Annotated in this window: 21 protein-coding genes; 10 read left to right on the forward strand and 11 right to left on the reverse strand. The window is 70.6% G+C overall.

Going from position 1 to position 20,614, the window contains the following annotated elements; translation table 11 throughout:
• The first annotated feature begins 6 nt into the window (after positions 1–6).
• From ACGFY9_RS21635 to ACGFY9_RS21645, 3 genes are all read left to right on the forward strand, one after another.
• Positions 7–972, forward strand: a complete 966-nt coding sequence (locus ACGFY9_RS21635) for a phosphotransferase family protein (RefSeq protein WP_393756328.1) — start codon at positions 7–9, stop codon at positions 970–972.
• Positions 973–1,038: 66 nt separating this feature from the next.
• On the forward strand, positions 1,039–2,328 hold the full coding sequence (locus ACGFY9_RS21640) for an ROK family protein (RefSeq protein ID WP_393756329.1): 1,290 nt from the start codon (positions 1,039–1,041) through the stop codon (positions 2,326–2,328).
• 30 nt (positions 2,329–2,358) lie between these two features.
• Positions 2,359–3,009 (forward strand): M15 family metallopeptidase, encoded by a 651-nt coding sequence (locus ACGFY9_RS21645; RefSeq protein ID WP_393756331.1) that lies wholly within the window; start codon positions 2,359–2,361, stop codon positions 3,007–3,009.
• Positions 3,010–3,023: 14 nt separating this feature from the next.
• On the opposite strand, the gene ACGFY9_RS21650 is transcribed toward ACGFY9_RS21645, so the two are convergent.
• Positions 3,024–3,989, reverse strand: coding sequence for an SDR family NAD(P)-dependent oxidoreductase (locus tag ACGFY9_RS21650; protein ID WP_393756333.1), 966 nt, complete (start codon positions 3,987–3,989; stop codon positions 3,024–3,026).
• 298 nt (positions 3,990–4,287) lie between these two features.
• A complete protein-coding gene (locus ACGFY9_RS21655; protein WP_393756335.1) occupies positions 4,288–5,310 on the reverse strand; it encodes a PHP domain-containing protein in 1,023 nt (340 codons plus the stop codon).
• Between the two features lie 80 nt (positions 5,311–5,390).
• Between ACGFY9_RS21655 and ACGFY9_RS21660 the strand changes: the two genes are divergently transcribed.
• On the forward strand, positions 5,391–5,627 hold the full coding sequence (locus ACGFY9_RS21660; RefSeq protein ID WP_393756337.1) for a hypothetical protein: 237 nt from the start codon (positions 5,391–5,393) through the stop codon (positions 5,625–5,627).
• Between the two features lie 198 nt (positions 5,628–5,825).
• On the opposite strand, the gene ACGFY9_RS21665 is transcribed toward ACGFY9_RS21660, so the two are convergent.
• The 4 genes from ACGFY9_RS21665 to otr(A) form a co-directional block, all read right to left on the reverse strand.
• Positions 5,826–7,067, reverse strand: a complete 1,242-nt coding sequence (locus tag ACGFY9_RS21665; RefSeq protein WP_393756339.1) for a ricin-type beta-trefoil lectin domain protein — start codon at positions 7,065–7,067, stop codon at positions 5,826–5,828.
• A 153-nt stretch (positions 7,068–7,220) separates the two neighbouring features.
• Positions 7,221–7,826 (reverse strand): VanZ family protein, encoded by a 606-nt coding sequence (locus tag ACGFY9_RS21670; RefSeq protein ID WP_393756341.1) that lies wholly within the window; start codon positions 7,824–7,826, stop codon positions 7,221–7,223.
• A gap of 40 nt (positions 7,827–7,866) precedes the next feature.
• The gene (locus tag ACGFY9_RS21675) at positions 7,867–8,529 is read right to left on the reverse strand and encodes a DUF4230 domain-containing protein (protein WP_393756343.1); all 663 of its coding nucleotides are present in this window, start codon (positions 8,527–8,529) and stop codon (positions 7,867–7,869) included.
• A 245-nt stretch (positions 8,530–8,774) separates the two neighbouring features.
• A complete protein-coding gene (otr(A), locus tag ACGFY9_RS21680; protein WP_393756345.1) occupies positions 8,775–10,634 on the reverse strand; it encodes a tetracycline resistance ribosomal protection protein Otr(A) in 1,860 nt (619 codons plus the stop codon).
• Positions 10,635–10,829: 195 nt separating this feature from the next.
• Here otr(A) and ACGFY9_RS21685 point away from each other — a divergent pair, with 195 nt between their 5' ends.
• Both ACGFY9_RS21685 and tuf read left to right on the forward strand, forming a co-directional pair.
• Positions 10,830–11,783 (forward strand): ribose-phosphate diphosphokinase, encoded by a 954-nt coding sequence (locus tag ACGFY9_RS21685; protein ID WP_393756347.1) that lies wholly within the window; start codon positions 10,830–10,832, stop codon positions 11,781–11,783.
• 55 nt (positions 11,784–11,838) lie between these two features.
• Positions 11,839–13,032 (forward strand): elongation factor Tu, encoded by a 1,194-nt coding sequence (gene tuf / locus ACGFY9_RS21690; RefSeq protein WP_393756349.1) that lies wholly within the window; start codon positions 11,839–11,841, stop codon positions 13,030–13,032.
• Positions 13,033–13,041: 9 nt separating this feature from the next.
• Here tuf and ACGFY9_RS21695 read toward each other — a convergent pair whose 3' ends face one another.
• Complete coding sequence (locus ACGFY9_RS21695; protein ID WP_393756351.1) at positions 13,042–13,422, reverse strand: anti-sigma factor antagonist; 381 nt, start codon at positions 13,420–13,422, stop codon at positions 13,042–13,044.
• Positions 13,423–13,600: 178 nt separating this feature from the next.
• Positions 13,601–14,038, reverse strand: coding sequence for a MarR family winged helix-turn-helix transcriptional regulator (locus ACGFY9_RS21700; protein WP_393756708.1), 438 nt, complete (start codon positions 14,036–14,038; stop codon positions 13,601–13,603).
• Positions 14,039–14,165: 127 nt separating this feature from the next.
• Between ACGFY9_RS21700 and ACGFY9_RS21705 the strand changes: the two genes are divergently transcribed.
• Together ACGFY9_RS21705 and ACGFY9_RS21710 are read left to right on the forward strand one after the other, a co-directional pair.
• Positions 14,166–15,620, forward strand: a complete 1,455-nt coding sequence (locus tag ACGFY9_RS21705; RefSeq protein ID WP_393756353.1) for an aldehyde dehydrogenase family protein — start codon at positions 14,166–14,168, stop codon at positions 15,618–15,620.
• 47 nt (positions 15,621–15,667) lie between these two features.
• On the forward strand, positions 15,668–16,774 hold the full coding sequence (locus ACGFY9_RS21710) for an NAD(P)-dependent alcohol dehydrogenase (protein ID WP_393756355.1): 1,107 nt from the start codon (positions 15,668–15,670) through the stop codon (positions 16,772–16,774).
• 27 nt (positions 16,775–16,801) lie between these two features.
• Here ACGFY9_RS21710 and ACGFY9_RS21715 read toward each other — a convergent pair whose 3' ends face one another.
• Complete coding sequence (locus ACGFY9_RS21715) at positions 16,802–17,752, reverse strand: NADP-dependent oxidoreductase (RefSeq protein WP_393756357.1); 951 nt, start codon at positions 17,750–17,752, stop codon at positions 16,802–16,804.
• Between the two features lie 71 nt (positions 17,753–17,823).
• On the opposite strand from ACGFY9_RS21715, the gene ACGFY9_RS21720 reads away from it, so the two are divergent.
• Positions 17,824–18,771, forward strand: a complete 948-nt coding sequence (locus ACGFY9_RS21720) for a GlxA family transcriptional regulator (protein WP_393756359.1) — start codon at positions 17,824–17,826, stop codon at positions 18,769–18,771.
• 57 nt (positions 18,772–18,828) lie between these two features.
• A complete protein-coding gene (locus tag ACGFY9_RS21725) occupies positions 18,829–19,656 on the forward strand; it encodes a hypothetical protein (protein WP_393756361.1) in 828 nt (275 codons plus the stop codon).
• Positions 19,657–19,663: 7 nt separating this feature from the next.
• On the opposite strand, the gene ACGFY9_RS21730 is transcribed toward ACGFY9_RS21725, so the two are convergent.
• Complete coding sequence (locus tag ACGFY9_RS21730; RefSeq protein WP_393756363.1) at positions 19,664–20,227, reverse strand: TetR/AcrR family transcriptional regulator; 564 nt, start codon at positions 20,225–20,227, stop codon at positions 19,664–19,666.
• Positions 20,224–20,586 carry a DUF1304 domain-containing protein gene (locus ACGFY9_RS21735; RefSeq protein WP_329263330.1) on the reverse strand — a complete coding sequence of 121 codons (363 nt, stop codon included), beginning with the start codon at positions 20,584–20,586 and terminating at the stop codon, positions 20,224–20,226. The genes ACGFY9_RS21730 and ACGFY9_RS21735 overlap by 4 nt, the downstream gene beginning before the upstream one ends.
• Positions 20,587–20,614: the final 28 nt, after the last annotated feature.

Consider the following 20,614-nt stretch of genomic DNA (forward strand, 5'->3'; position numbering starts at 1 on the left):
CGCACGGTGACGGACTCCTCGGAGCGAGCCCGGCAGGTACTCCGCGCGGCGGGCATCCCGCCCGGCGACCTCGCCCACCTCCACCCCCTCGGCGGCGGCACCTACAACACCGTCGAGGAACTCACCCTCACCGACGGCACCCGCTACGTCCTCAAGACCGCGCCCACCGCCCCCGGCCTGGCGCACGAGCGCCAACTGCTCATCTCCGAGGCCGACTTCTACGGCGCCGCCGCCAAGGCCGGGGTGGCGGCCCCGCGCGTCGTGGTCCTCGACGGCGACACCCTCCTGATGACGCTCTGCCCCGGCGAACCCTGGGACGACACCCTCACGGACCCCGAAGTCACCGACCTGCGCACGGAGTTGGGCCGCCGGCTCGCCCGCCTGCACGAGATCACCGGCCCCGGCTTCGGCTACCCCTCCGGCGCCCTCGGCCCCCTCGCCCCCGACTGGCGGACCGCGTTCACCACGCTCTACGACGCCGTCCTCGACGACACCCGCCGCTACGGGGCCTGGCTGCCGCTCCCCGCCGACGACATCGCCCGCACGGCCCGATCGGCGTACGACGCCCTGGACGAGGTCACCGTCCCCTGCGCCGTCCACTTCGACCTGTGGCAGGGCAACATCCTGGTCGACCGCACGACCGGAACGCCCCGTATCGGCGGCCTCATCGACGGCGAGCGCATGTTCTGGGGCGACCCCCTCGCCGACTTCGTCTCCCTGGCGCTGCTCGGGGACATCAGGAAGGACGAGGCGTTCCTCGCGGGCTACCGGGAGGCAGGCGGACGGGCCGAGTTCGACCGGTCGGCCGGCCTCCGATACGCCCTCTACCGCAGCTACCTCTACCTGATCATGCTCGCCGAGACGGTCCCCCGGGAGTTCGGCGACGAAGAGAACCGCTGGCGGCGGGAGAAGGTCGGCCCCGAGCTCCTCGCCGCCCTGGGAGAGATCGACGAGACGGCTTCCACCACGTAGTGTGCATTCCACCGCCCCTTAGTTCAGGGCGTGAATTAAGAGGGTGCAGGGTTCGGAGGGAGCCACATGGCGGGGCGGAACGGGCGCACGGTACGCGACCTCAGGCGGGCCAACCGCACGGCCGTACTGCAACGGCTGTACTTCGACGGACCCCTCAGCCGCTTCGAACTGGGCCCGGCGACCGGGCTCAGCTCCGGCTCGGTGAGCAATGTCGTCGCGGACCTCGTCACCGACGGCCTGGTCGAGGAGGCCGGCAGCGTCGACTCCGACGGCGGCCGCCCCCGCACCCTGCTCCAAGTCGCCCCGCACAGCGGCCACATGATCGGCGTCGACGTCGGCGAGACCCGCGTCCGCGTCGAGCTGTTCGACCTCACCCTCACCGAACTCGCCCGCGCCGAACGCCCGTTGGAGCAGCAGCGCTACGAGGTCGAGGTCATCGTCGGCCACATCCGCGACGGCATAGCCGAGGTCCTCGCCGCCGCCGACATCGCACCGGAACAGCTCCTCGGCGTCGGCATCGGCGTCCCCGGCATAGTCGAGCACACCCCGGACCACGGCGCCGTCGTGCACGGTCAGACGATCGGCTGGGACGCGGTCCCCCTCGAAGAACTGCTCCGCTCCACCTCCCAACTCCCCAACGCCGTCCCGTACTTGATCGACAACGGCGCCAAGACCCTCGGTCAGGCGGAGATGTGGTTCGGCGGCGGGCGCGGCGCGCGCAACGCGATCGTCGTCCTCTTCGGCTCCGGCGTCGGCGCCTGCCTCGTCACTCCCGAGGTGGAGCACGGGCGGGCCGTCGAGTGGGGGCACCTGACCGTACGGGTCCGCGGCCGCCGTTGCCGCTGCGGCGCCCTCGGCTGTCTGGAGGCGTACGCGGGCGCCGAGTCGCTGCTCGACCGCTGGCGCGAGCAGGGCGGACGCCCGCCCGAGGGCACCGACGAGGAGACCGCGATGACCGCCCTGCTGGTCGCCGCCTACCCGCCCGAGGGCACCGAGGCCGACCCCGTCGCCCTCGCCGTCCTGGAGGAGACCGCCGAGTACCTCGGCGCCGGCCTGTCCGACCTGATCAACCTCTTCCAGCCCGAGCGCATCCTCATCGGCGGCTGGGCCGGACTCCAGCTCGGCTCCCGCTTCCTGCCCGCCGTACGCCACCACGCCACCGCCTACGCGCTGCGCCACCCCGCCGGACGCGTCACCATCGAGCTGGGCCGCCTCGGCCCCGACGCGGTCACCGTCGGCGCCGCGATCCTCCCCCTCGCCGACTTCTTCGCCCGCGGCGGCCGCCGGGCCGAACCCGAAGCCGAAGGCCCGCCGCCCGCCTGGCGCACGGCGCTGGAGGAACGCGCTCCGCACTGAGCGGGCGGGCGGTTGGGGGATGATCACTCCATGAGCGAGATCATCCTGATGTCCGACGCCCGGGTCGCCGCCATCCCCGTCGAGGAGTGCGGGGAGCCCCTCGTCGACGTGAGCGACGCACTGCTGGTCGACGACCGCAAGAACGACAGCGGCGCGGAACTCCACCTGCGCCAGGGCGTGTTGGACCGGCTCCTGGAAGCGGAAGCCCGGCTCCCCGACGGCCTGCGCCTGCTGTTCGTCGAGGGCTACCGTCCGCCGGCGCTCCAGCGCCGCTACTTTGAGGGCTACGGCGACGAGCTGCGCGCCGCCAACCCGGACTGGTCCGCCGACCGGATCCGGTCCGCCGCCAGCCGCTATGTGTCGCCGCCGGAGATCGCCCCGCACTCCGCCGGCGCGGCCGTCGACCTGACTCTCGCCGACGCCGACGGCCGCGAACTCGACCTGGGTACGCCGATGAACGCCAACCCCGAGCAGAGCGAGGGGGCTTGCTACACCGGCGCAGGCAACATCGCCGCCGAGGCCAGGGCCAACCGCGCCGTGCTGGGCAGGGCGCTCGGTGCGGTCGGCCTGGTCAACTACCCGACGGAGTGGTGGCATTGGTCGTACGGAGACCGCTACTGGGCGCTGATGACCGGTGCGCCCGCCGCCCTCTACGGGCCGAAGGACCTCGACATCTCGTGAAGCTGTACTCGGATCTATCCGGCGAACGCGTCCACACCGGTTAGATCGGCGGACAGCTTCCACAGACGGGCCGCCTGCTCGGGGTCGGTCGCCCAGGACTTGACGCGGGTGCGGTCCTCGTCGTCGTCGGCGGCGGGCTCGGCGATGTCGCAGTCCACCAGGTAGACACCGCCCATGTCGTCCAGCTGGGGCGAGGTCGCCGCCCACACCTCGGTGGCCGCGCCCTGCTCCGGGGTCTTGAAGCCCTCGGGGTTGAGCACGTTGCCCTGCTCGTCCATCCAGCCGCGCTCGACCATCTCCGCCCGGGGGATGTGGCGTTGCAGCGGCGTCAGGATGCCGCCCGGGTGGAGCGCGAAGGCGCGGACGCCCCGGTCGGCGGCGAGCTTGTCGAGGTGGACGGCGAACAGGACGTTCGCGGTCTTGGCCTGGCCGTACGCCTCCCACTTGTCGTAGCCCCGGCTCCACTGGACGTCGTCCCAGCGCATCCCGGAGAAGTGGTGGGCGCTCGACGACACCGAGACCACACGGGCGCCGCCCGGCTCGATCGCGGGCCAGAGCCGGTTGACGAGGACGAAGTGGCCGAGGTGGTTGGTGGCGAACTGCGCCTCCCAGCCGGGCCCGACACGGGTCTCCGGGCAGGCCATGATCCCGGCGTTGTCGATCATGAAGTCGACGGTGCGGCCGGAGGCGAGGAACCGCTCGGCGAAGCCGCGCACGCTCTCCAGGTCGCCGAGGTCCAGCTCGTCCACCTCGACGCCGGACAGGCCGGCCACGGCCTCCCGGGCGACGTCGGGCCGGCGGGCGGGGACGACCACCTGGGCGCCCGCCTTGGTGAGCGCACGGGTGGCCTCCAGGCCGAGGCCGGAGTAGCCGCCGGTGACGATCGCGAGCCTGCCGCCGAGGTCGAGGCCCGCCAGGACGTCGTCGGCGGTGCTCTTCGCGTCGAATCCCGAACCGATCTTGTGCTGTGCAGTGGTCATGAGAGGAACGCTACGAATTGAAGTGCGCTCGAAGTCAAACGAAGGGAAGTGGGCGTCCGAGCCCGGACAGGGGGAAGCCCCGACCGCGACGGGGGAATCACGGCCGGGGCGGCCAAAGTGGTGGGCACGGAAGGCGGTCGCCTCGCGGCGAAAGGCTCCACAGGGCTTCAGCCGAACGATCTTCCCTGTGGGCGGAGGTTGAGGCCCGGGGACACTGTTCCCTCCGCACCCACAGTCTGTTCAACGGGGAACCACCTGCGAGTGTTCCTGCGTACGCCGCCACGACCGGTGATGTGCATCACGTGCCATTGGTCCAGTCCAGTAGCGCGTCCGCAGACCAGGTCGTCACCACCCGTTCGGCGGGCACCACGCACTCCTCCGCCCGCGCGCAGCCGTTGATCTGCCAGTCGAGCTGCCCGGGCGCGTGCGCGTCGGTGTCGACCGAGAACAGCACCCCGGCGTCGACGGCCTTCCGCAGCAGCCGCCTCGGCGGGTCAAGGCGCTCCGGACGGCTGTTGATCTCCACGGCCGTGCCCGACTCGGCACAGGCGGTGAACACCTCGTCCGCGTCGAAGACGGACTCGGGCCGCGCGGCACCCCCCTTCCGCCCGATCAGCAGCCGCCCGGTGCAGTGCCCGAGGATGTCCGCGTGCGGATTCCGTACGGCGGCCACCATGCGGCGGGTCATGGCGCGGGAGTCCATGCGCAGCTTGGAGTGCACGGAGACCACGACGACATCGAGCCGTTCCAGCAGCTCGGGTTCCTGGTCCAGCGAGCCGTCGTCGAGGATGTCGCACTCGATGCCGGTCAGCAGCCGGAACGGCGCCCAGGTCTTGTTCAGCGCCGCCACCACGTCCAGCTGCTCGCGCAGCCGCTCCGGGGAGAGTCCGCGCGCCACGGTCAGGCGGGGGGAGTGGTCGGTCAGCACCGCCCACTCGTGGCCGAGCCGGGCCGCCGTACGGCCCATCTCCTCGATCGGGCTGCCGCCGTCCGACCAGTCGGAGTGGAGGTGGCAGTCGCCGCGCAGCAGCGCCCGCAGTTTCTCGCCGCCGGGGCCGGACGGGGCGGGGGCCTCGGCTTCCAGTTGCTCCAGATAGGCGGGGACCCGCCCGTCCAGGGCCTCGCGGGCCACCTGCGCGGTCTTGGGGCCGATGCCCTTGAGGGACTCCAGCGTCCCGGCCGCCGCGCGTTCGGCGACCTCACCCTCGGGCAGCGCCGTCAGGACCCTGGCCGCCGTACGGAAGGCGCGGACGCGGTAGGTCGGGGCCAGGGAGCGTTCCAGCAGGAAGGCGATCCGGTCCAGTGCCTGCACGGGATCCATCGAGCCTCCTCCCGCGAGCGGTCCCCGGCCGGGGACCGTGGACCACTCGCGTCCGCCAGATGCGTTCTAGGCTCTATTGCATGACCGAAATCGCCAGCCCGCACATCTCCAGCCCGCGGATCATGGTGCTCAAGGTGCAGCCCGGCACCCCGCCGTTCCGCATCGTGGAGATCGACGGGGAGATGGTCGCCGAGGCCACCGGGATCACGGACGTCCTGCAGGTCGCGGCCGTGTGCGGCATCACGGTCCGCGACCTGGACGACCCGGACGTGGTCCGCTGGGTCGGTGGGGACAAGTTCACCTGGTTGCCGCACTAGGGCCTGTCCGGCGGATCATGCCGCAGACGCGGGGCGTGGCACGCCCATCTGCGGCGTTGTCGTCGGTCGCCGACGCTCCGCGTCGACTCCCTCCTCCGCCTTGCAGCTGCACGCACCACGCCCCGCTCACCGGTGCTGATCAGGCCCCGCCGATTTCCTGCGACCTGATCCGCCGGACAGACCCTAGGCCTTACGGATTCAGCCGACGGTCCACTTCTGGTTGGCGCCGCCCGAGCAGGTCCAGATCTGGAGCGGGGTGCTGTTGGCGGAGTTGTTGCCGGTGACGTCCAGGCACTTGTTGGCCTGCGGGTTGACGATGTCGTTCGCCGAGCTGACGGCCCACTGCTGGGCGGCGGAGCCGTTGCAGTCGTAGAGCTGGACCTTGGTGCCGTCGGCGGTGCCGCCACTGGCCACGTCCAGGCACTTGCCGAGCGCGCGGATCGTGCCGTCCGAGCCGACGGTCCACTGCTGGGCTGCGCTGCCGTTGCAGTCGTAGAGCTGTACGGCGGTCCCGTTGGCGGAGCTGGCTCCGTTGACGTCGACGCACTTGCCGGCCAGGCCCTTGATGGCCACCCCGGTGGCCGTGTCACTCGTGGTCACCGAGACCGAGTCCACGACCAGCTGGGCCGGGAAGGCGGTGGAGCTGTCGGGGTCGCCGGGCCAGTAGCCGCCGACCGCGAGGTTGAGGATCAGGAAGAACGGCTTGTTGAACGCCCAGGTGTTGCCGCCCACGTCGGCGGGGGTGCGGGTCTGGTAGACGACACCGTCGACCGACCACTTGACGGAGTTGGGCGCCCAGTCGACGGCGAAGGTGTGGAACGCGTCCGCGAAGGCCTGGCCGTTGGAGAGCGAGTACGCGGCGCCGATGCCGGCCGAGCCGGAGTAGCCGGGGCCGTGGATGGTGCCGTGGATCGTGGAGGGCTCGAAGCCGACGTTCTCCATGACGTCGATCTCACCGGAGTTGGGCCAGCCGACCGACCCGATGTCGGTGCCGAGCATCCAGAACGCGGGCCACATGCCCTGCCCGCGCGGGATCTTCATCCGGGCCTCGACATGCCCGTACTGCGCGCTGAACTTCCCGGAGGTGTTCATCCGGGCCGAGGTGTACTGGCAAGTGCCGTACCAGCACTGGTAGTTGGCCGGGTTCTCCTTCTTGGCCGTGATCACCAGATGGCCCTGGCCGTCCAGGGCCGCGTTGTTGGTGCCGGACGTGTAGTACTCGCGCTCGTGGTTGTTGACGTTGTCGCCGGTCTCCTGCGTCCACTTCGAGGAGTTGACCGCCGAACCTGCGGCCCCGTCGAAGGTGTCGGAGAACGTGACGGCGTCGGCCTGGTCGGCCGACGTGGAAGCCGCCCTTGCCGGACCGATCGCGGCGGACGCGACCAGTGCGGCGGACAGGGCGGCGAAAAGACATCTGCGGAGCATGCGTGGGGAGGCCACGGCATTCCCTTCTGTACGGCGGACGTGGGGACCGACACGCCGACTGAGGTGGGGGGTGAAAGCGTCGCCTCTTGATTTAAGGAGTGAGATAAGGACAGCGTCAATACCTTGGTACGGACCAGTAGTTGAATGTTACGGACCGGTAGTCAAGCGTCAGGAAGTGGCCTTCGGCGCTTTGGACGCCTTCGACGCCTTAGATGCCTTTGGTGTCCTTGCCGCCTTCACGACGGGCTTCCGTGCGTGCACCGCCCGGCCCAGCCGGCGCCCGAGCAGGACCCAACCGATCAGCGCGCCCGAGGTGTTGAGGATGACGTCGTCGATGTCGAAGGCCCGCCCGGTGATCAGCGCGCCCTGCGCGAACTCCACCAGGAGCATGACGGCCGCCGTCAGCAGCAGCACCTTCAGGATGCCGCGTGCCCGTGGCGCGAACACGGGCACCAGCACGCCGAAGGGGATGCCGAGGACCACGTTCCCGCCGATCTGCCTGATGGCGTCCCGCATGGCCGGCTGGTCGAGATAGGCCTTCAGGGAGCGGCCCGGGTGCAGATTGGTGTGCACGAGGGCCTTGGACGCGGGGGACGGCTCCAGCGTGAGCTTGGCCAGTACGACGGCGAACGCCACCATGAGGGCGAACCCGATCAGCATCGCCAGCAGACGCACGGGGAGGGGCAGTTGGTGGCGTCCGCGGTCGGGTCGGGCCGGCTTCGGCTCGGTCTCCGTCTTCTTGGTGGTGCGCAGGCGCGGGACGGTACGGGCCATGCGGTGGGCCTCCAGCTTTCCATGGTTCAGCAGCGCCCGGTCAGGCGCTGTACGAGATGTTCACGGTGGTGAAGCCGAGCGAGCCGAGGAGACCCTTGAGCATGCTGGTGGTGTTCGTCTCGGCACGCGTGGTCAGCCCGCTGGTCTTCGCCGCCTCGGCGATGTGCTTGGAGGCAAGTTTCTGCACGGCCTGCTCGCTGTTGGGGTTGTCGGAGAAGACGTCGCCCAGGCGGTCCAGCAGGCCCCGCTGCTTGGAGACCGTGTAGGAGTGGTCCGGGTCCAGCGCCGGCTTGCCCAGGGTCGCCTTCGGCAGCTTGATGGTGGCCGACGTGCGGTCGGCGTTGACCGTCACGTCCTGCTTCCCGAGCTTGCCGAGGTCGACATAACCCTCCACGGTGCCCGCGCCGACGTACAGCGTGCGGGTGCCGCGGATCGCGTCGGGCAGGTACTTGGCGTTCTTCTCCAGGTCCACGACGACCTGGAAGTTGCCGGAGGCCGCGTCGTAACGGCTCATGTCCTGAATGGACTTGAGCAGCGCAGGGCCCGAGCGGTCGGTGGTCTCGGTGCCGAAGATGTCCCGCAGGCCCGGCAGCATGGCGAGCCGGAGGCCGGCGAACAGCACGGCGATCACAACGACGACGGCGGTGAGCACCTTCGCCCAGCCCGGCATACGCCGGGGTATACGGCTGATGGAAGTCGTCATGGGGACGGCCCTCCCTTCCTCGGTATCCGCATGCCCCCCAAATGCCTTGTCAGACCGACCTGTTGGTCGAATGGCCCGTCTGACGGGGGCACGGAGGGCGCACAGGGGTGAAAAGTCACGGTTCCGGCCCGCCAGGAGTCCCGGCCGGCCGCAGACAGCATTTCCCGGCCGCGTCACCCCATGCGTCCCGTGACCTTTCCGGAGCACGGTCCGTTCCGTGTTGTGACACTGGCCGGTAACACCCTTCAGCGCGGCCGTAGTTCACGGTCCCCCGACGGCCGTGACCACCACATTCCCTCCCCGTGCGTGAGCCCGGGCAGGGCCAGTTCCACGTCCCGCACCCGGCGGGCCGGCAGCTCGCCGGTGATCAGCCAGGAGCCGACGCCGCCCGTCGTCCCCGCGAACTCGGCACGGCAGGAAGCGAGATGGGCGGTCACCGGCGCGAGCGCGTCCAGCGGGACCTCCGTCTCAAAGGTGACGTACGGCTCGTACAGCCGCGTCCGCGCGAGCCGCAGCGCCCGGCGCAGCACGATCGGGGTGAGGCCGCGGAAGTCGGCCGCCGTGCTGAGCGGGGCCGCGTAACCGGAACGGGTCAGGGTGACCCGGTAGTCCGTCACGGGCGCACCCTGCAGCCCGCGGAGCAGGGTCGCGTGGACCGTGTCCTCGATGGCCTGGTGGAACGCGCGGGGGAGTGCGCCGAGTTCGGTCTCGTAGCCGAAGACCCCGCCGGAACCGCGCTCCGCCGGTTCGACACGCAGCCCGATCGTCGCCCAGTAGTGGGTGTGGTCGTGCCACGGGAACTCGTCGCAGGCCTCGCCGGTCCCGGCCGGGCGTTCCAGGAACCGCACCCGGCTCGGCTCGAAGTCGGCCTCAATTCCGAAGTCCTGAAGCAGAGTTGCCGCGACGACCTCCTTCTGGACCTCCCCGTACAGGAGCAGCACGGTCGCCCCGGACGCGGCCGGCCGCGCGTGCAGCAGCGGGTCCTGGTCGGCCAGCGCGAGCAGCGCCGAGCGCAGCGCCGCCGCCTGCTCGGGCCGCCGTGCCCGTACGACCGTCTCCAGCGTCGGCGGCGCGAACTGCGGTGCCCGCTCGGTGAGTTCGCCGAGCCGGTCGCCCACCCGGATGTCCTTCGGGCCGGTCAGCGCCCCGATGTTCCCGGCGGTGAGCGGGCCGGAGCGGCCGATGACCCGAAGCCGCGTGACGCGTCCGGAGACCTCGACGGTCCGGCCGTCCGCCCCGTGACGGCGGAACGTGAGCCGCTGCTGCGGGGCCACCTCACCGTCGTAGAGCCGCAGATACGCCGTCCGTTCGCGGCTCGGGCCGGGGCGTACGGCGAACACCGTGCCCCTAGGGGTGCCTGAGCCGGTGGCCGGGGGCGGCATCAACCGGACGAGGTGGTCGACGAGTTCGGTGATTCCCTGGCCGCCGAGGGCCGAGCCGTGGAGGAGGGGGTGGATCGAGCCGTCGGCGGTGCGGGTGGCCAGGGACTTGCGCAGGTCGTCCGGGGTGGGGCGGGGGCCGTCGACGACGGCCGCGAGGATGTCCGGGTCGACCTCGGCGAGAGACTCGGCCAGGTCCGGGTCGGCGGGTGGGCGGAGGTGTACGCGTGCCGCGGGTGTGCCGAGGGCCGTCACGTCCGTCAGTGGTACGACATGCGGGGTCAGCCGGCGGCGGATGTCCGTGAGGAGGTCCTCGGCGCGGGCGCCCGCCCGGTCGATCTTGTTGACGAAGACGAGCGTGGGCAGCCGTAGCCGGCGCAGGGTCCGCATCAGGACGCGGGTCTGCGCCTGGACGCCCTCCACGGCGGAGAGCAGCAGGACCGCGCCGTCGAGCACCTCCAGGGCGCGCTCGACCTCCGCGATGAAGTCCGAGTGGCCCGGGGTGTCGATCAGGTTGATCTGGGTGTCGCCGGCCGTGAACGCGGCGACGGCCGAGCGGATGGTGATCCCGCGCTGCCGCTCGATCGCGCCGTCGTCCGTACGGGTGTCACCCGCGTCGACGCTGCCGAGCCGGTCGATCGCGCCGTGGTCGAACAGCAGCCGCTCGGTGAGGCTGGTCTTACCGGCGTCGACGTGGGCCAGAATTCCGATGTTCAGGGTGCGCATGCGTGGTCGAGTCCTCAAGAACCGTCGTCCAGTGGGAAGGGCGGTGGATTCCGAGGAGTCGGCGCATGCGAGGGTTCCTGACGTGAGAGGGCACGGACGCGGCCATCATGGCGTGCCGCGCTGGGCGGTCCGCAACAGGTTTTCCTGGTCAGTAGCATGAGGCACGGCCGGGAATGATCATGCGAGGAGCAGATCGTGCGAGACATCGCCGTGTTCAGCGGGAGTGCCCACCCCGAGTTGGCGAAGGAGGTCTGCGCACATCTCGGTGTTCCGCTCAGCCCCACCCGTGTCAGCCGGTTCGCCAACGACTGCCTGGAGGTACAGCTCCAGGCCAACTGCCGGGAACGGGACGTCTTCCTGATCCAGCCGCTGGTCAAGCCGGTCCAGGAGAACCTGGTCGAGCTGCTGCTGATGTGCGACGCGGCGCGCGGCGCCTCCGCCGGGCGGATCACCGTCGTCATGCCGCACTACTCCTACGCCCGCTCCGACAAGAAGGACGCCCCGCGCATCTCGCTCGGCGGCCGGCTGGTCGCCGACCTGATGGTGGCGGCGGGCGCGAGCCGCGTCCTGGCCATGACCCTGCACTCGCCGCAGGTGCACGGCTTCTTCTCGGTGCCGGTCGACCATCTGCACGCCCTGCGTGAACTGGCCGCGCATTTCCGGCAGTACGACCTCTCCCGCACCACCGTCGTCTCCCCGGACCTCGGCAACGCCAAGGAGGCCGCCGCGTTCGCCCGGCTGATCGGCGCCCAGGTCGCCGCCGGCGCCAAACAGCGGTACGCGGACGACCGGGTCGTCATCAGCTCCGTCATCGGTGACATCGCCGACCGGGACGTCATCGTCCTGGACGACGAGATCGCCAAGGGCAGTACCGTGCTCGAACTCCTGGACCGGCTGCGGGAGTTGGGGCCGCGCTCGATCCGGGTCGCCTGTACGCACGGCCTGTTCGCGTCGGGCGCGCTGAAGCGGATCGGGGAGCAGCCCGACGTACTGGAGATCGTCTGCACCAACACGGTGCCGGTGCCCGAGGAGGAGCGCACCGAGAAGCTGCGCATCCTCTCCATCGCCCCGGCGCTCGCCGAGGCCGTACGCCGCATTCACAACGGTGAGTCCGTCAGCGCTCTGTTCGACGCGCCGCCGAACGAATAGACATGAGGGGACGGAGCAACGCTCGGCAGCACCGAGGTGATCAGGAGGACTCGCCGTGGCGAAGGCGAAGTTCGAGCGGACGAAACCCCATGTGAACGTCGGCACCATCGGTCACATCGACCACGGCAAGACCACTCTGACGGCGGCCATCACGAAGGTGCTGCACGACCGGTTCCCCGACCTCAACCCCTTCACGCCGTTCGACCAGATCGACAAGGCGCCCGAGGAACGGCAGCGCGGCATCACCATCTCGATCGCCCATGTCGAGTACCAGACCGAACACCGGCACTACGCGCACGTCGACTGCCCCGGGCACGCCGACTACATCAAGAACATGATCACCGGTGCCGCCCAGATGGACGGCGCGATCCTGGTCGTCGCGGCCACCGACGGACCCATGCCGCAGACCAAGGAACACGTCCTGCTGGCCCGGCAGGTCGGGGTGCCGTACATCGTCGTCGCCCTCAACAAGACGGACATGGTCGACGACGAGGAGATCCTGGAACTGGTCGAGCTGGAGGTGCGGGAGCTGCTCACCGAGTACGAGTTCCCCGGCGACGACCTCCCGGTGGTCAAGGTGTCCGCGCTCAGGGCCCTCGAAGGCGACCCCGAGTGGACCGCGTCCGTGCTCGAACTCCTCGCCGCCGTCGACGAATTCGTGCCCCAGCCGGTACGGGACGTGGACCGGCCCTTCCTGCTGCCGATCGAGGACGTCTTCACCATCACCGGGCGCGGCACGGTCGTCACCGGCCGGATCGAGCGCGGGGTGCTGAAGGTCAACAACGAGGTGGAGATAATCGGCATCCACCCGCAGAAGACCCGGACGACCGTCACCGGCATCGAGATGTTCCGCAAACTCCTCGACGAGGGCCGGGCCGGCGAGAACGTCGGACTGCTGCTGCGCGGGGTCAAGCGCGAGGACGTGGAGCGCGGCCAGGTCGTCATCAAGCCCGGATCCGTCACGCCGCACACGGAGTTCGAGGCCCGTGCCTACATCCTGTCCAAGGACGAGGGCGGCCGGCACACGCCCTTCTTCCACAACTACCGCCCGCAGTTCTACTTCCGCACGACGGACGTGACCGGTGTGGTGACTCTGCCGAAGGGCACCGAGATGGTCATGCCGGGCGACAACACGACCATGCACGTCGAACTGATCCAACCCATCGCGATGGAGGAGGGGTTGAAGTTCGCGATCCGTGAGGGCGGGCGGACCGTGGGGGCCGGTCAGGTCACCAAGATCCTCACATGACCACTGTGATCACAACGTGCCGGACGTGGTCTCGGGCTGCTCCAGGGCCGCGTCCAGCGTCGGCTGCGGCGGCAGCAGCCGGTTGAGCCCGGTGACCCGCAGGATGCGCAGGGTCAGTGGGTGGGTGCAGACGAGATGCAGCCGCCCGTCGCGCTCCAGCACCCGCTGCCGGGCCCGGAACAGCAGGCGCAGCCCCGAGCAGTCGAAGAACTCGACCCGCCTGAGGTCGATCACGATCCGCGCGCCGGGCCGTCCCGTCACCTGGTCCAGGGACGGGAGGATCTCCATCGCGCCGACGATGTCGATCTCCCCGCGGAACTCCAGGACCGTGAACCCACGGTCCTGGTGGATACGCAGATGCCGGGTGAGCGGCGCGGGTTCCTGCTGCACGACCACATCCCCTCCAACCGGCCCTCGGTGAAGCGGGGTTGAGCACAAAACCGTTCCCCGCCCTGAAAGTTACCCTCGATGGAGTGAATTTGAGCATGTTCGATTGACATATGTCTTCGAATCCAGCCAGAGCTTTCTGTGATGTGCGCGGCAGATACGGACCGGCGCACGCCCGGGCTCACGACAGTGCGTGCCAGGCCTTGGACAGCGCCTGCCGGAACTGCTCGCCCTGATGTGCCGTGAGCTGGGCGACCATCCGCTCCTCAAGCTCCCGCACCGGCCCGGCGCACCCCGTCAGCAGCTCACGCCCCTCCTCGGTCAGCAGGATCAGCAGCTCGCGGCGATTCCGCGGATTGCGCTCCCGGCGGATCAGCCCGCGCCCCTCCAGGGAGCGCACGAGGTCGGCGATGGACTGCGCGGTGACGAAGGAGTCCCGGGCGAGCTGCGCCGCGGACAGGCCGTCGTGTCGCTCCAGGACCGTGAGCGCGGTGTACTGGAGTGCGGTGATCCCGTACGGCCTGACCAGCTCGTCCAGGCGTGAGCGGACGACCAGCTCCACCTGCTTGACCATGTACAGCAGGGACGGGGGTGCCTTTGTCGCTGGGGTGCCGACCATGGATTCAGCCATGGATTCACCCTAGAGCATTGACAGGAAACCTGTCTGTAACGAGACTGCGGACCAGACGAGAGACCAACAGGAATCCTGTTGGTTGAAATCTTGGCAACGATGCTGAGGAGTGGCGATGACCGCCTTCGAGATCGAACCCGGCCGCCTGTTCGTCGGGGGCCGGTGGCGCGAGGCCGCAGACGGAGCGCGCACCGAGGTGGTCGACCCGTCCCGGGGCCGGGTCGTCACCACGGTCGCGGAGGCGGGCCCCGCCGACGTGGACGCCGCCGTCCGCGCCGCCCGCGAGGCATTCGACAGCGGCCACTGGTCCGGGCTCAGCGGCCGCGAACGCGGCCGGATCCTGCACCGCGTCGCCGAGCTGATCCGCGAGAACGCCGACGAACTCGCCCAGTTGGAGAGCCTGGACGTAGGCAAACCCATCACCCTGTGCCACGCCGTCGACGTGACCAACGCGGCCAACGACTACGAGCACTACGCCGCCCTCGCCTTCTCCCTGGACGGCTCGACCCGCGACACCCCGCTCAACGCCCTCGCCTACACCAAGCGCGAGCCGCTCGGCGTGGTCGCCGCGATCACCCCCTTCAACTTCCCGCTGATTCTGGCCGGTTCGAAACTCGCCCCGGCCCTCGCGGCCGGCAACACCGTGGTCCACAAGCCTGCCGACGAGACCCCGCTCAGCGCCCTCTACATGGCCGGGCTGCTCCAGCGGGCCGGCGTCCCGGACGGCGTCGTCAACGTCGTCACCGGCACGGGCCCGGTCGCCGGCGAGGCCCTGCTGCGGCACACCAGCGTCGACAAGATCGCCTTCACCGGCTCCACCGCCGTAGGCCGGCACGCCGCGAGCGTCGCCGGCGAGAACCTCAAGCCCGTGACCATGGAACTCGGCGGCAACGCGGCCCACCTCGTCTTCGAGGACGCCGACCTGGAGAAGGCCGTCGGCGCGGTCATCAAGGCGTTCGTCTTCAACACCGGCCAGTTCTGCATGGGCGGCCCCCGTCTGCTGGTCGCGCGCCCCGTCTACAGCACCCTCCTCAACATCCTCGCCGACGCCGTCCCCGGAGTGCCGCTCGGCGACCCCCGGCTGCCCGAGACCGTCGTAGGACCGATGGCGGGGGAGAGGCACCTGCGGAAGGTCGAGGAGTACGTCGACCTCGCCCGCAAGGAGGGCGCCCGCATCGTCTGCGGCGGCGAACGCCTCGACCTGGACGGCGGCTACTACTACAAGCCCACCGTCATCGCCGACCTCGCCAACGACTCCCGGGTGATCCAGGAGGAGATCTTCGGCCCGGTCCTCACCGTGCAGCCCTTCGACACCGAGGACGAGGCCGTCGAACTCGCCAACTCCACGCCCTACGGCCTGGCTTCGGGCATCCAGACCGGCAACCTCGGCCGCGCCCACCGCATCGCCGACCGGCTCCAGGCGGGCATCGTCTGGATCAACGACTGGGCGATGCTCGACCCCAACGTCCCCTTCGGCGGCGTCAAGGACTCCGGCTTCGGCCGCGAGTACGGCCCCGAGGGCCTCGCCGCCTACACCCGGACCAAGTCCGTCGTCGTCTCCCTCGACTGATCCCGCCCGTCAACTCAACTGACCACGTCCACCAAGGAGTTCGTACGATGTCCACCACCACGCGCGCGGCCGTCGTCGAGTCGGGCGGCGCACCCTTCACCCTCACCGCCGTCGAGCTGGCCGAGCCGGGCCCGCACGAGGCGCTCGTCCGGGTCGTCGCAACGGGCCTGTGTCACACGGACCTTGGCGCGACGAGCGGCGGACTGCCCTTTCCGCTCCCGGGAGTTCTCGGTCACGAGGGCGCCGGTGTCGTCGAGGAGGTCGGCTCGGCCGTCACCGGTGTCGTACCCGGCGACCATGTCGTGCTGTCCTTCACGTCCTGCGGCGACTGCCGCAACTGCCAGGGCGGACACCCCGCCTACTGCGCGACCTGGCTGCCGCTGAACCTCATCGGCGGTCGCCGCGCCGACGGCAGCAGCACCATCAGCCGCGACGGCGAGCCCCTCGGCGGGCACTTCTTCGGTCAGTCCTCGTTCGCCGAACGGGCGTTGGTCGACGAGCGCAGCCTGGTGAAGGTCGACCCGGACGTGCCGCTGGAGTCGATAGCCCCGCTGGGGTGCGGAGTTCAGACGGGAGTCGGTGCCGTCTGGAACGTACTCAGGCCCCGGCTGGGAGACACGATCGTGGTGCTCGGCGCCGGAGCTGTGGGCCTGTCCGCGGTGATGGCCGCCGCGCTCACCCCGGCCACCCGGATCATCGCCGTCGACCGGGTTGCCGAACGACTCGCACTGGCCGAGGAGTTGGGCGCCACCCACACGGTCAACCCGACCGAGGAGAGCCTTCCGGAGGTGATTCACCACCTCTCGGGAAACAGGGGAGCCGACGGCATTGTCGAGACGACCGGCAACGTCGGAGTCCTCCGCCAGGGCGCCGACGCGCTCGCCGCCCGGGGCACCCTGGTCGTCGTAGGGGCACCACCGTTCGGCAGTGAAGTCGCCCTGGACGTCAACGGGCTGCTCCCCGGGAAGCGGATCGTGGGTCTCACCCTCGGCGACAGCGAGACACAGAGTTTCATCCCGGCGCTGGTGCGACTGGTCAAGGAGGGGCGGCTGCCGCTGCACCGCCTGATCACCACATATCCGTTCGCGGACATCGACCAGGCGGTGCGGGACATGAGTGCGGGCAAGGCCATCAAGCCGGTGCTCACCTTCTGACGCGGCGGCCCCCGCTCACCGTCCGACTCAGTCGACCGTCAGCACCAGCTTGCCCGCGGTGCGGCCGGTGGCGCCGAGCGCGTGTGCCTCGGCGGCATCGGCCAGCGGGAACGTCCCGGCGATCGTCGCGCGCAGCTTCCCCGCCTCGACGAGCTCCGCGATCGACTGCATGTCGGCGCGGTCGGCGTCGACGAGCATCCGGACCGCCCGCACACCGAGACGTTCGGCCTCCTCGTAGAAGTCCGGCTTGCCCATCGGCACGATGGAGACCACGATCCCGCCCGGACGCAGCACCCGCAGCGACTTGAGCGCGGTCTCGCCGCCGAGCATGTCCAGGACGACGTCGACGTCCTTCACGGCCTCGGCGAAGTCGGTCTCCCGGTAGTCGATCGCCTCGTCGACGCCGAGTTCACGCAGGAAGTCGTGCTTGGCCGCGCTCGCCGTGCCGATCACGTAGGCGCCGCGCGCCTTCGCGATCTGGACGGCCACGTGCCCGACCCCGCCGGCCGCGGCGTGGATCAACACCCGCTGTCCGGGATGGACTTCGGCGTTCTCCACCAGCGCCTGCCACGCGGTCAGCGAGACCAGGGGCAGTGCGCCCGCCTGGACGTGGTCGATCCCGGCCGGCTTGTGGACGAAGGCGCGGGCCGGGGCGGCGACGTACTCGGCGTGCGAGCCATGGCCCCACGGGTAGGACAGCATCCCGAAGACCTCGTCGCCGGGTGCGAAACGGGCGACACCGACGCCGACGGCCTCGACGACGCCGGAGACGTCCCAGCCGAGAGTGAACGGCGGTTCGCCGAGGAAGCCGCCGGTGGCCCGGTGCTTCCAGTCGGTGGGGTTGAGCCCGGCGGCGCGGACCCGGATCAGGATCTCGTTGGCGCGCGGCGCGGGGCGTTCCACCTCGGCGACTTCGAGGACCTCGGGACCGCCGAGGGCGTGCTGGGTGATGACGCGCATGGTGTTCACAGTGCTCATGGTCAGTCAGCCTGCCGGGTCCCGCACGACAAGGAAATGGCACGATGGCCAACCTTCGATAGAATCGTGCCATGCAGCATGTGGAACGGGTCGTGGTCCTGGCGCTCGACGGCGTCTACCCCTTCGAGCTGGGCATCCCCAGCCGCATCTTCGGCGCCGCCGACGGCCACTACGAGGTGCTGACCTGCACGGTCGACGGCCGCCCGGTGCGCACGAACGCCGACTTCTCGGTCGCGGTGGAGCACGGCCCCGAGATCCTCGAAACGGCGGACACGGTCGTGGTCGCCTCCATGGCGACCCCGCGCATCCCCACCGGGCTGCCCACCGAGATCGCCGACGCCCTCGCCCGGATCCGGCCGGACGCACGGATCGTCTCGATCTGCACGGCCGCCTTCGTGCTCGCCGCCGCCGGTCTCCTCGACGGCCGCCGCGCCACCACCCACTGGCAGGTCGTCGACCACTTCCGGGCCCTGTATCCGCAGGTCGACCTGGACCCGGACGTGCTCTTCGTCCAGGACGGCAGGATCCTCACCTCCGCCGGCGCGGCCTCCGGAGTCGACATCTGCCTGCACATCGTGCGCACGGACCACGGCAGCGAACTCGCCAACAAGGTCGCGCGCAACTGCGTCGTCCCGCCGTTCCGCGACGGCGGCCAGGCCCAGTACATCCAGCAGCCGGTGCCGGACTACGGGGTCACCGGCACGGCCGCCACCCGCGAATGGGCCCTCACCCGCCTCGACGAGCCCCTCGCCCTGACCGACCTCGCCCGGCACGCGGGCATGAGCCTGCGCACCTTCGCCCGCCGCTTCAACGACGAGGTGGGCCTCAGCCCCGGCCGCTGGCTGATCCAGCAGCGGGTCGCCCGCGCCCGCGACCTCCTGGAGGCCAGCGACCTGTCGGTCGACCAGATCGCCGGCCGCGTCGGCTTCGCCACGGGCGCGTCCCTGCGGCAGCATCTGCACGCGGCGATCGGGGTCTCCCCGCAGGCGTACCGGCGCACGTTCCAGGAAACCCGCTGAACCCCAACGTTTCGGCCCGCCCGTGCGTCGTAGGAACACGACATGAGGGGGCAGGGCATGCGCAGAGGGCTCGCGGGGGTCGCCGTACTGGTGGCCGTGACGGCGGTGGGATGCGGCACGGAGGACGGGAAAGGCGTCGTGGTCGCGGGCACGCCGCCGGCCACGCCCTACGCCGGACCCCTGTACGTACCGGCCACCGGATCCGACAAGTCGGGTGCCGCGGGCCGGGCGCTGGAGTGCGACGGCGCGATGTACGAGGGCGGCGGCCCCGAGGCATGGAGCAAGGGCGACGGCGGCAAGACCCCCGAGGGCGGACTGCGGGCGTACTTCGACATGCAGCAGCCGGACGTGCCGCGCACGGGCTACCGCGTCGAGCGCGAGGCGGACGGCCGCGTCCTGTTCTCCTACGACGTCGGCGGTCGTACGAAAGTCGCCGTCGTCGTCGCCAAGGACCGTAAGAACAGGCCGGGTTGGGGCCCGGAGACCAGCGCCTCCTGCGACCCGGCCGAACTCCCGGCGAGCTTCGCGAAGGCGCACGGCTACGAGATCTGGACCGACAAGGACGGGAAGCGGGTGCCGACCACGGTGGTGAGCAGCTCGGTCGGCGCCGCCCACTGCGACTGGCAGAAGGCGCACTTCCTGCGGACCGGCGAAGGCGAGAAGAGCAGGCTGTACGCCCGCGATCCGGACAAGGTGCTCCCGTCCGGGATGCTCACCGCTCCCTACGACGGTGATGTCCGGATGCCCACGGGCGCCCGCGACACCGGATACCGGTACCAGGACTGGCAGTTGTGGCTTACGGCCGACGCGTCGAAGGCGTACGTCCGCACCCCCGACGGCGTGGAGGCGTGGCCGTCGGTGAAGGACGGCCAGGCCTGTCAGTGAGCCGTCGTCACCGGCTCATGTGCAGGGCGACCAGCAACTGCCAGACCTGGTCGGCGATTTCCTCCGCCGTGCCGTCCAACAGTCCGTGCAGCCAGTCGGCGAGGACCCCGCCGAAGGTCCCGGCGACGGCCGAGGCGACCAGCGGGGCGTCCGCCGCGCCCGCGAGTTCACGCTCGCGGAGGCTGTACGCGCGCAGGTCCCGGTGCAGGACCCGGCCGAGCGGGCCGCCGCCGCCCGGGCTCAACAGGGCGCGGTACAGGGCCGCGTGGGGAAGCAGGCCGGCGAAGAACTCCGGCAGCGCTGGCGGCGCGTGCACCGGGTCGGGCCGGCCGCGCCACGCGTGCAGTGCCTCCACGGCCTCCCGTACGACGTCCGCGCAGGCGTCGACGGCAAGCGCTTCCAGGCCGTCGTAGTGGACGTAGAAGGTGGCCCGGCCGACCCCCGCGCGGCGCGCCAGGGCGGCGACGCCGACCTCCTCCAGGGGGTGTTCGGCGCACTCGTCGAGGAGGGCCTGGCGCAGCCGTGCCCGGGTGCGGGCGGCCCGCCGGTCCTCGGGCTCGGCGCGGCTCACCGGGCGATCAGGACGGCGGCCAGGGCCAGCGCGCCGGGCAGCGCCTGGGCGAAGAGGATGCGCCGGTTCGCCGTCACGGTGCCGTAGACGCCCGCGATCACGACGCAGCTGAGGAAGAAGACCTGGGCGCGGAAGCCGGTCGGGTCGGCGGCGATCAGGCCCCAGATCAGGCCTGCGGCGAGGAATCCGTTGTACAGCCCCTGGTTGGCCGCCAGCGGTGCGGTGGCTCTCGCCATCTCGGGGTCGAAACCGTGCAGACCGCGCCCGGGCTTCTTCTCCCACAGGAACATTTCCAGCACCAGGATGTACAGGTGCAGCGCGGCCACCAGTCCGACCAGCACGTTCGCGAGCGTTTCCATGATCGATCGACTCCTCGTCAACTTGGAC

It is taken from the genome of Streptomyces sp. NPDC048504 (assembly GCF_043200035.1).
GTDB lineage: Bacteria > Actinomycetota > Actinomycetes > Streptomycetales > Streptomycetaceae > Streptomyces.

Excerpts from the sequence above, each read along its gene's own strand:
- ACGFY9_RS21700 (WP_393756708.1), bottom strand. The coding sequence starts at position 14,038 with ATGGTCGGCACCCCAGCGACAAAGGCACCCCCGTCCCTGCTGTACATG.
- ACGFY9_RS21660 (WP_393756337.1), top strand. The coding sequence starts at position 5,391 with ATGACCGAAATCGCCAGCCCGCACATCTCCAGCCCGCGGATCATGGTG.
- ACGFY9_RS21710 (WP_393756355.1), top strand. The coding sequence starts at position 15,668 with ATGTCCACCACCACGCGCGCGGCCGTCGTCGAGTCGGGCGGCGCACCC.
- ACGFY9_RS21650 (WP_393756333.1), bottom strand. The coding sequence starts at position 3,989 with ATGACCACTGCACAGCACAAGATCGGTTCGGGATTCGACGCGAAGAGC.
- ACGFY9_RS21655 (WP_393756335.1), bottom strand. The coding sequence starts at position 5,310 with ATGGATCCCGTGCAGGCACTGGACCGGATCGCCTTCCTGCTGGAACGC.
- ACGFY9_RS21725 (WP_393756361.1), top strand. The coding sequence starts at position 18,829 with ATGCGCAGAGGGCTCGCGGGGGTCGCCGTACTGGTGGCCGTGACGGCG.
- ACGFY9_RS21640 (WP_393756329.1), top strand. The coding sequence starts at position 1,039 with ATGGCGGGGCGGAACGGGCGCACGGTACGCGACCTCAGGCGGGCCAAC.
- ACGFY9_RS21705 (WP_393756353.1), top strand. The coding sequence starts at position 14,166 with ATGACCGCCTTCGAGATCGAACCCGGCCGCCTGTTCGTCGGGGGCCGG.
- ACGFY9_RS21720 (WP_393756359.1), top strand. The coding sequence starts at position 17,824 with ATGCAGCATGTGGAACGGGTCGTGGTCCTGGCGCTCGACGGCGTCTAC.
- ACGFY9_RS21645 (WP_393756331.1), top strand. The coding sequence starts at position 2,359 with ATGAGCGAGATCATCCTGATGTCCGACGCCCGGGTCGCCGCCATCCCC.
- ACGFY9_RS21675 (WP_393756343.1), bottom strand. The coding sequence starts at position 8,529 with ATGACGACTTCCATCAGCCGTATACCCCGGCGTATGCCGGGCTGGGCG.
- ACGFY9_RS21670 (WP_393756341.1), bottom strand. The coding sequence starts at position 7,826 with ATGGCCCGTACCGTCCCGCGCCTGCGCACCACCAAGAAGACGGAGACC.
- ACGFY9_RS21715 (WP_393756357.1), bottom strand. The coding sequence starts at position 17,752 with ATGAGCACTGTGAACACCATGCGCGTCATCACCCAGCACGCCCTCGGC.
- ACGFY9_RS21735 (WP_329263330.1), bottom strand. The coding sequence starts at position 20,586 with ATGGAAACGCTCGCGAACGTGCTGGTCGGACTGGTGGCCGCGCTGCAC.